This is a genomic window from Nostocoides australiense Ben110, from assembly GCF_001050535.1.
Classification (GTDB): domain Bacteria; phylum Actinomycetota; class Actinomycetes; order Actinomycetales; family Dermatophilaceae; genus Nostocoides_A; species Nostocoides_A australiense.
In genome coordinates this window covers 2,763,672-2,772,841 of sequence record NZ_HG764815.1, presented here as the reverse complement: position 1 = coordinate 2,772,841, position 9,170 = coordinate 2,763,672, and the positions used below count along the sequence as shown (strand labels likewise).

5 protein-coding genes and 1 pseudogene are annotated in these 9,170 nt (G+C 71.4%); 4 read left to right on the top strand and 2 right to left on the bottom strand.

The features are described 5' to 3' along the window. Window positions 1–52: 52 nt before the first annotated feature. Both BN11_RS13345 and BN11_RS13340 read right to left on the bottom strand, forming a co-directional pair. Entirely contained in the window at window positions 53–2,209 is a 2,157-nt protein-coding gene (locus BN11_RS13345) for a cell wall-binding repeat-containing protein (protein WP_083433746.1), read from the bottom strand. 105 nt (window positions 2,210–2,314) lie between these two features. Next, window positions 2,315–3,775: a CCA tRNA nucleotidyltransferase gene (locus tag BN11_RS13340; RefSeq protein ID WP_235435472.1), complete on the bottom strand. Its 1,461-nt coding sequence runs from the start codon at window positions 3,773–3,775 to the stop codon at window positions 2,315–2,317. A 133-nt stretch (window positions 3,776–3,908) separates the two neighbouring features. On the opposite strand from BN11_RS13340, the gene BN11_RS13335 reads away from it, so the two are divergent. The 4 genes and pseudogenes from BN11_RS13335 to BN11_RS13320 form a co-directional block, all read left to right on the top strand. After that, on the top strand, window positions 3,909–4,385 hold the full coding sequence (locus tag BN11_RS13335; protein ID WP_048698431.1) for an NUDIX hydrolase: 477 nt from the start codon (window positions 3,909–3,911) through the stop codon (window positions 4,383–4,385). Continuing rightward, window positions 4,382–6,487 (top strand): DUF6049 family protein, encoded by a 2,106-nt coding sequence (locus BN11_RS13330; RefSeq protein ID WP_048698427.1) that lies wholly within the window; start codon window positions 4,382–4,384, stop codon window positions 6,485–6,487. Before BN11_RS13335 ends, BN11_RS13330 begins: the two co-directional genes overlap by 4 nt. A gap of 7 nt (window positions 6,488–6,494) precedes the next feature. After that, complete coding sequence (gene murJ, locus BN11_RS13325; protein ID WP_157044148.1) at window positions 6,495–8,213, top strand: murein biosynthesis integral membrane protein MurJ; 1,719 nt, start codon at window positions 6,495–6,497, stop codon at window positions 8,211–8,213. Window positions 8,214–8,283: 70 nt separating this feature from the next. Next, window positions 8,284–9,170 (top strand): annotated as a pseudogene (locus tag BN11_RS13320) (hypothetical protein); the annotation flags it as partial.

Sequence of the window (9,170 nt, the reverse complement as noted above, 5' to 3'; positions counted from 1 at the left end):
GTCCCCGCGAAGTACCGGAGCGACGAAGGAGCGCGGACCCTTCGCGGGTGGCCTAGTCGATGAAGGGCGCCAGCTCGGCCTGCACCTCGTAGGAGATCGTCGCCGAGCCGCCGAGGATGATGATCTTGGCGGGCTTGAGCCGAGTGAGTTCGGCGCGGACGGCGTCGGGAACGGAGTCGGTGTCGACGAGCAGGATCGGGTCCTCGAGCGTGCCGGCAGCAGGCGCGCCGGAGAGGGCATCGGAGAAGACGCGACCGGACGCGACGAAGACGGTCCCGCCGGTGCTGCTGTAGGAGTTGTGGACGATCTGGGCGGAGGTCGAGAACCGGTCCGCACCCCACCAGCGTTCTATGGCGTTGACCGAGTAGGGCCGCAGGGCGCCCTCGACGTTCTCGCTGATCGTCGCGGTGCCCCCGAGGATGACGATGTGTGTCGGGTTGAGCCGCTGCAGTTCGGTGGCGATCTCTCCGGGCAGCCGGTTGGTGTCGACGAGCAGCACCGGGCCGTCCTTCTTGCCGGCGACCGGTGCCCCGGACAGGGCGTCGGTGAAGACCTGGCCGGAGGCGATATAGGCGGTGTCGACGCCGGTCTGGTAACTCTCCCGGGAGATGGCGGCCGAGGTGGCGAAGCGGTCCGCACCCGACCAACGCGCGACGGTGCCCGTGGTGTAGCTCCCGAGGTCCTCCTCCACTTGTGGCGAGATGGTCGCGGTGCCACCGAAGATGACGATCTTCTTCGGCTTGAGCCGGTTCAGCTCCTCGGCGATGGGGTCGGGGATGGAGTCGTCGCTGACGAGCAGCACCGGGCCGTCATTCATCCCGGCGACCGGGGCGCCCGACAGCGCGTCGGTGTAGACCAGCCCCGAGGCGATATAGGCGACATCGACGCCGGTGCCGTAGGTGTTTCGCGAGATCTTGGCGGACGTCTCGTAGCGGTCCGCACCCGCCCAGCGTTCGACCGGGCCCAGACCGGGGAAGGAGATCGTCACGCTCGCCTGGCTCGACGTGGCCGAGCCCACCTTCAGCGCCCACAGCCCGTCGGGGCTGGTCCAACTCTCGCCCTCCGCGAGACCGGGATGGCGGGCCGTGTCGGAGTCGGAGCCGTCCGGGTGGAAGTCGAGGAGCAACCGCGTCCGGTCCGCCTTGTCGGCCTTGAGGTCCTGCCGGTGGACGGTCACCCCGCCACCCGGGTCGGCCAATGGCCCGGTCGCGCTGGTCCAGGTCTTGTCGTCGATCCAGCTGTCGAGTCCGGTCGGCACGCGATAGTCGACCGAGTAGCGGTAGCGACCCAGGTCCACGAAGAAACCACGCCGGCCACTGCTCGCCGTGAGCGGGTCGAGGGTCAAGGTGCGCACGCCGCCGGGGGTGACTTCGGGGTAGTCCGCGCCGGAGAGCACCCCGAGCGTGGCGAGGGTGTCGGCGATCGGGGTGCCGACGTTTCCGTAGGGATGACCGCTCGCCGGATCCCACGGGTTGTTGTAGTCCTTGGTCGTGCATGTGCCCGACAGCGGCACGGGCGTGGAGTCGTCGGTGCAGTTGAGCGAGCCCGCGCCCGGCACGCCGCCGTTGTGCGCGATGACCCGCAGCGCCACGGTCGTGTCGAAAGTGCCGTTGACGAACGAGAGACCGTCGCCCCGGCTGGTGAGGCCGACCTGCTCGATATCGGTGAAATCGCACGCGCGCTCGTTGTTCAACACGATGACGAGGTGGTCGCGCTCGCCCGCGGCCCCGACCACCGCCCGCACACCGGCCTCGATGGCTTTCCGGTCGCAGCTGGCGGCCTGCTGGGACGTGAGGTTGAGCTTCTGCCACTTGGGCACATTCCAGCCGGACGCGACCATGATCTTGCCGTCGGTCGCATCGGTCCAGTAGTCGTTGGCCTCCGAAATGGCTTCCTGCACAGCGGCATTCGACACCTGTGCCGGGGTGTCGCCCTGCCAGTAGGCCGGCACGATATAGATCTTGTGCTGGCCGAGCTGGCCGCGTGCGCCGGTGTCGCCGGGCAGTCGCAGGTCACCGCTTTGCGGTATGCCGCTCGCTCCCGAACCCGCTGCCCCGCCCGCCAGCGCCGTGGTCCCGGCGAGCGCCGTCGTCCCAGCCAGCGCCGTGGTCACCGCTGCCGTGGTCGTGGCCGCCAGGACAGCCACCCGTCGCCGGGTGCGCACTCGCGTGTCGCTGCTGCGGTGAATCCCCATAGCCATAACGCGCATGCGCTGACGCTACCGGCTGCAAACGACAAAGCGGCTGGTCCGCGCCGGGCCGTTGCCGAATCGAGAACCACGACGCCGGATGGGAGGACCGGCTGCGTGGGTGCCTCACGCCTGGCTTTCGGGCTGCTCGGCCCACCAGGCGCGCAACCGCTCGGCCGCGGCCTCGGGCCCGATGGGGCCGTCGTCCAGGCGCACCGCGAGCAGGAACTTGTAGGCCCGGCCCAGGACCGGTCCCGGTGGGATCCCGAGGATCTCGGCGATCTCGTTGCCGTTGAGTTCCGGACGCACGGCCGCCAGCTCCTCGGCGGCGAGCAACTCCTCGATCCGGGACTCGAGCTCGTCATAGGTCTGCGCGAGCCGGCGCGCCTTGCGCTGGTTGCGGGTCGTGCAGTCGGCGCGGGTCAACAGGTGCAGCCGGGGCAACAGGTCGCCGGCGTCGGTGACATAGCGACGCACGGCCGAGTCGGTCCACGCCCCGTCGCCGTAGCCGTGGAAGCGCAGGTGGAGTTCGACGAGGCGGGTGACCGCCTTGACCGTCTCCTTGTCGTAGCGCAAAGCCCGCAGCCGCGCCCGGGTCATCTTGGCCCCGACCACCTCGTGGTGGTGGAAGGAGACCCCGCCGCCGCTCTCGAAGCGCCGGGTCGCGGGCTTGCCGATGTCGTGCAGCAGCGCCGCGAGCCGCAGGATCAGGTCGGGTCCGGGCACCGCGTCCGCGGGAGCCGCGGGGGGCCCCTCCAGCCCGATGGCCTGGTCGAGCACGCTGAGCGTGTGCTCGTAGACGTCCTTGTGCCGGTGGTGTTCGTCGATCTCGAGCTGCAGCGCCGGCAACTCCGGCAGGACATGGTCGGCCACACCGCTGTCGACGAGCATGACCAGCCCGCGCCGCGGCGCCGGTGCCAGGAGGGTCTTGGAGAGTTCGTCGCGCACCCGCTCGGCCGAGACGATCGCGATCGTGCCGGCCATCTCCTGCATCGCCTCGGCGACATCGGCCGCCAGGTCGAACCCCAGCTGCGCCGCGAACCGGGCCGCCCGCATCATCCGCAGCGGGTCGTCGCCGAAGGACACCTCGGGCGAGGCCGGGGTGCGCAGGCGCCGTTTCACGAGGGCGTCAAGACCGTCATACGGATCGACGAAGGTCAGCTGTGGCAGCCGCAACGCCATCGCGTTGACGGTGAAGTCGCGCCGCCGCAGATCGTCCTCGAGCGAGTCGCCGAACGCGACCACCGGCTTGCGTGTCACCCCGTCGTAGGCGTCGGCGCGATAGGTCGTCACCTCTACCGTCGCGTCCCCCTTGACCGCCCCGATCGTGCCGAACTCCTTGCCGATGTCCCACGTCGTGTCGGCCCACGGCCCCAGGATCCGTTCGATCTCCTCGGGCCGCGCGCTGGTCGTGAAGTCCAGGTCGGGGGAGGTGCGGCCGAGGAAGGCGTCGCGCACCGGCCCGCCGACGAGTGCCAGTTCGTGGCCGGCGGCCGCGAAACGCTCGCCGAGCTCGCTCAACAGGGGCAGCACCGGCCCGAGGTGCGCGACGGCACGCCGCATCGCGTCGGGGCTGGGGTTGTCCATGACGTCCAACCGTATGCTGCGTGCCCACCTCCGCACGAACCGCCCACCGCGGGCGTGGTGCCACCTTTGCGGGTCCCGGTGTCGCGCATCGAACTTCGGGCATCCGGCCAGGACGCCCCTTTAGAGTGACCCCATGAGTCAGCCCGTCGGACGCGCGCCGCGGCGGTTGCCCGCCGTGGAGGAGCGGTCGGCCGGCGGTGTCGTCGTCGACGTCCAGGGAGGGGTGGCGCGCATCGCCGTCATCGCCCGCCGCAACCGCGCCGGACGTCTCGAGTGGTGCCTGCCCAAGGGCCACATCGAGGGCGAGGAGACGCTGTCGGAGACGGCGGCCCGGGAGGTCGCCGAGGAGACCGGCATCGAGGCACGCGTGCTGATCAAGCTCGGCACGATCGACTATTGGTTCGCCACGGGCGACCGCCGCGTGCACAAGTTCGTCCACCACTATCTGCTGGAGGCCATCGGCGGTTTTCTCACCATCGAGAACGACCCCGACCAAGAGGCCGTCGATGTCGCGTGGCTGCCGCTGAAGGACGCCCACCGGCACCTGACCTTCCCCAACGAACGGCGCATCGCCCGGGAGGCATGGCAGCGCCTTGCCGGGAGCGAATGACCAGCCGCCGCAACCCGATCCGCGCCTTCCTCCGCGCACCAGCCCGGGTCATTGGACCGGCACTCGTCGTGGCCGGCGCGACGGCGTGGGTGCCGGCCCCCGCCACCGCGGCGTCCGAGGCTCAGATCGTCATCACCATCAACTCCCTCGCCCCGGCCGTCGCGACCGGGAACGAGGACGTCGAGGTCGCCGGCACCGTCACCAACCGCGGGGGCGCGGACGCCGACATACCCGAAATCACCCTCCAGGCCGCCGACACCCCGCTCGCCGGCCGCGCCGCGGTTGCCGCCTGGGCGAGCGGCACCACGAGCGGGGTTCCCCAGGCGTCCCTGCGGACCTATGACACGGCCGCCGGCCCCGACCGCCTCTCCGAGGGCGAGAGCCACGGCTTCCGGCTGACGCTGCCCAAGGCGGCCGCCCGGACGACCGCGGCATACGGCGCCCTGCCGCTGTTGGTGCGCGCGGGCGATACGGTGCGCACCACGTTCGCCGCGGTGCACAACCGCAAGGAGTACGAGCAGCTGCGGGTCGCCGTGGTCACTCCGGTCACCCTCGACCCGGAGCCGGGCCTGTTCGAGTCGTATGGCGCGGGCCGGCTCGCGTCGTGGCGCACCGAACTCGCCGACGACGGCCGCATCAACCGCCTCCTCGACGCCACCAAGGATCTGCCGGTGACCTGGGCGTTCGACCCGACACTCCTGGCGCCGCCCGAGGCGATCGCGCAGGAGCGGCCGACCGATCCCGAGGCCGGCACCGCGTGGGACCGGATCGGTCCGGAGCAGCGAGAGGAGACCGCGCTGCGCATCGCCTTCGACGCGGCGCTGCGCGACCGGTTGCCGGGCCGGTCCGTCGCCGTGCTGCCGTATGCCGATCCGGACCTCGCCGCGGTGCTCGCCGATCCGGGGCTTACCGACCGGTTCGCCGCCCTGCGGGCGAAGGGGGAGGCGGTCGCGGACGGGATCCCGGGGGCGCGATCGGATATCGCGTGGCCGGCCGACGGGCTGCTCGCGACATCGCGGGTCGCGGCGATCACCGAGCTTTACGGCGAGGGCCGGCTGGGTGCCGTCATCGGCTCGGAGGCCGCCCTCGGCGCGGACAACACTCTCGCCGCCCCGCACCCGGGTGGCGCGGACCGGGCCGGCGCGGGTGTGGCCGCGCTGGCCTATGACGACGGTCTGAGCAATGCCCTCCTCGACCTCGAGAGCGACCCCTCCGGGGCAATCACCACGCAACGGCTGCTCGCGGACTCGCTCGCCGCGCTGGCGGAATACCCCGGCACCCCGCGGAGCCTGCTGATCGCGACCCCGCGCACGCTCGACGCCCGCCCGGGCGCCCTGCACCGGGCACTGTCCGGCCTACTCGACGCGCCGTGGATCACCCGCGGCGACCTCGATGACCTGATCGACGAGGCCCCGGGCGGCACCCCGCTGCCCGCGGATCCGGCGGCGGAACTCGCGCTCCCGAGCGGGATCCCGGCCGACCCGAGCACCGAACGGCTGGCGCTGACGGCAAGCCGGGCCCGCACGGTGGCCAGTGCCCTCAAGGCGATCGACGCGACGTCGCAGGTTCGTGACGACGGGGCCGTCAACGGCGTCTTCTGGGACGAAGTCGCCGACCAGCTGCTCTCCAGCCGGTGGCGGGCCGACCGGGGCGCCTTGCGGATCGTGCTCGGCGAACTCCGCGACGCGGGCATCCAGGCCGACACCGCCGTCGCGGTCGTGCCCGAGCGCATCAACTTCTTCGCCGACTCGGGCCTGCTCCAGGTGACGGTCACCAACGACCTCGACGTGCCGGTGCGGCAGGTCCGGGTGCATCTGACGCCGCTCGCGCCGAGCTTCCGGCTCACCGAGATGCCCGAGCCGGTCGACATCGGGGCGCACTCGCGGGCCACCGTGCGGGTGCCGGCCACCGCGCTGGCCGCGGGCACCGTGCCCGTCAAGGTGAGCCTGTACAGCCCACAAGGTCAGCACATCGGCGTCGACAACACCGTCCAGGTGCGCGCCTATCCCACCGGCTCCTGGTTCTATTGGGTGATCGGCGCGGTCGCCGCGGCACTCGTCGCCGCCGGTGTGCTGCGCTCCCGCCGCCGTCGGAAGGCCTGACCTACTCGTGAGCCAGGACGCTGCTCATACCCCCAAAGCGGCGCAGCCGCCTGCGCCGCCGGCCACCCCGCCCACCGGGGGCGGCCCCGAAAGCCAGCGCCAGAGCCTGGGCCGCGCCAGCGCGCTGATGGCGTCCGGGACGATGGTCTCGCGCGTGCTCGGCATGGTGCGGGCGGCGCTGCTCGTCGTCGTCATCGGCGGCACCGGGCTGTCCGCCGACGCCTTCTCGGTGGCGAACACCCTGCCCAACCAGATCAACCTGCTCGTCGCGGGGGGCATGCTCGGGGCGGTCCTGGTGCCGCAGATCGTCAAGGCGGCCGGCCGGCCCGACGGCGGCGAGGACTATGTCAACCGGCTCCTGACGCTCTCCCTCATCGTCATGGCCGTCACGACCGCTGTCGGGCTGGCGGCGGCGCCGCTGCTCGTGGGCCTGTTCAGCAACGCCAAGGACCCGGCCGCGATCCGGCTCGCGGTGACCTTCGCCTATCTGTGTCTGCCGCAGATCTTCTTCTACGGGCTCTACACGCTGCTCGGCAATGTCCTCAACGCGCGCGGCCGGTTCACGGCGTTCATGTGGGCGCCGGTGCTGGCCAATGTGGTCTCGATCATCGGTCTGCTGATCTTCACCTTCTCCGGCTATCCGCGGCAGGCGGCACCGGGCGACTGGTCGTCGGGGATGATCTGGCTCCTCGCCGGGACGATGACGCTCTCGATCGTGGTGCAGGCGATCTTCCTGGTGATTCCGTTGCGGCGCAGCGGTTTTCGCTATCGCCCCCGGTTCGGTTTCCGCGGCGCCGGCTTGCGGTCGGCCTCGGGTGTGGCGCTGTGGTCCTTCGCCGCCGTCGCGGTCGGCCAGCTCGGCTTCATCGTCACCAGCCGCGTCCTGACGCGCGCCAGCGATCTGGCGGAGCGGGACCGGATCGTCGCGGCCGGCAAGGCGTCATACGACAACGCCTTCCTGCTGTTCATGCTCCCGCACTCCCTGATCACCGTCTCGCTCACGACGGCGCTCTTCGTGCGGCTCGCCACGGCGGCCCAGCATGGCAACACCCGCGCGGTCGTCGCCGACCTGAACCGCGGCCTGCGGATGCCGGCCCCCCTGACGGTCCCGATCTCCCTGGCCGGGGTGCTCTTCGCACCCCTGGTCGTCAAGCTCTTCTTCCAGCAGGATCAGGGCACGACCGATGCCATCGCGGGAGTGCTCGTCGCCATGCTGCTCGGGGTGTTGCCGTTCGGCTGGCTCTATCTGATCAACCGGGTCTATTACGCCTTCGAGGACGGGCGCACGCCGTTCTACTTCCAGGTGCTCGTCACGGCGGTGGCGACCGGCTTCAACCTCTACGCGTTCACGGTGCCGGTGACGCAGACCGGCATCTGGGTCGGCATCGGACAGACCGTGAGCAACGCCGTGGGGGCGCTGCTGGGTTTTCTCGCGCTGCGGCGCAAGCTCGGGCTGCTCGGCCTGTCCAGGACCATTCGTATGCATGTGCGCCTCGTCCTCGCCAGCGCCGTGGCCCTCGCGCTGGCGTGGCTCGCGCTGGCGTGGATCCCCTCCTCGTGGACCGACTCGGTGCTCGGGGCGGCGGCTGTCCTGCTCGTGCTGGGACCGGCCTATCTCGTCCTCGCGTGGGGTCTGGGGCATCTGATGCGGGTGCGCGAGGTGGACGACCTGCTCGCGCCGGTGACCCGCCGGTTGCCGCGCGTTGGCACGCCCCGCAACGAGTAGCGGACAATTAGGATGGGCCAGCCTGTGGCGGGTCGATCGCGTCCATGGCCGAGCAGCAGAAGGAGCCAATGTGTCGGGCCTGCAACCCGGAACCGTCGTCGGTGATCAGCGATATGTCACCGTGCGTGCGCTGTTCGACCATGGCGACGCCGAGGTCTGGCAGGCCCAGGACAACTCCCTGGAGGAGCTGGTCACCCTCGTCGTCGTGCCGATGTCCAGCCCGACGGCGCTGGCCGTGCTCGATGCCGCGAGCCGCAGCGCGGGCCTGAACAACCCGCGCCTGGTGCGGGTCCTGGACGTGGGCCGCGAATACGACTACGGCTATTTCGTCGAGGAGTCGCTCGACGGCGCCGTGACGATGACGCAGCTGGCCGCCGGGGTCGGCATGGAGGCCGACGAGGTGCGCCGGATGACCGGCGAGACAGCGCTGGCCCTCGACGCCGCGCAGCGGCGCGGCCTGCATCACCTCGGCCTGACGCCGGACAATGTCGTGCGGATGCCGGACGGCTCGGTCAAGCTCGCCGGGCTGGCCACGCAGGCGGCCCTCGTGGGCCAGGATCACGTCGGCGGCAAGCGCGCGTTGCGGCGCGACGCCAAGGGCCTGGTCGCGCTGGCGTATGCCGGGCTGACCGGGCGCTGGCCGTTCCCGGGGGACGTGGGTCTCCCGCCCGCGCCCAAGGTCGTCTCGGGCGTGCCGCGCCCGTCGGAGATCGCGGTCGGCGTCCCCAACGACCTGGACACCATCTGCCAGCTCACCCTGAACCAGGACCTCGGCCCGATCTCGCCGGGCGACTATGCCGCGCAGATCGCCCCGTGGCCGGACCTGCAGGCGCCCGAGCAGGCGGCCCTGGCCATCCCGGCCGGTTCCGTCGAGGACTACCTCGCGGCGTCGCCGCTCGCGTCCGATGCGCCCGCGCCCGATGCCGCCGCCTCCGACTCCGCAGCGGCGGTCACGCA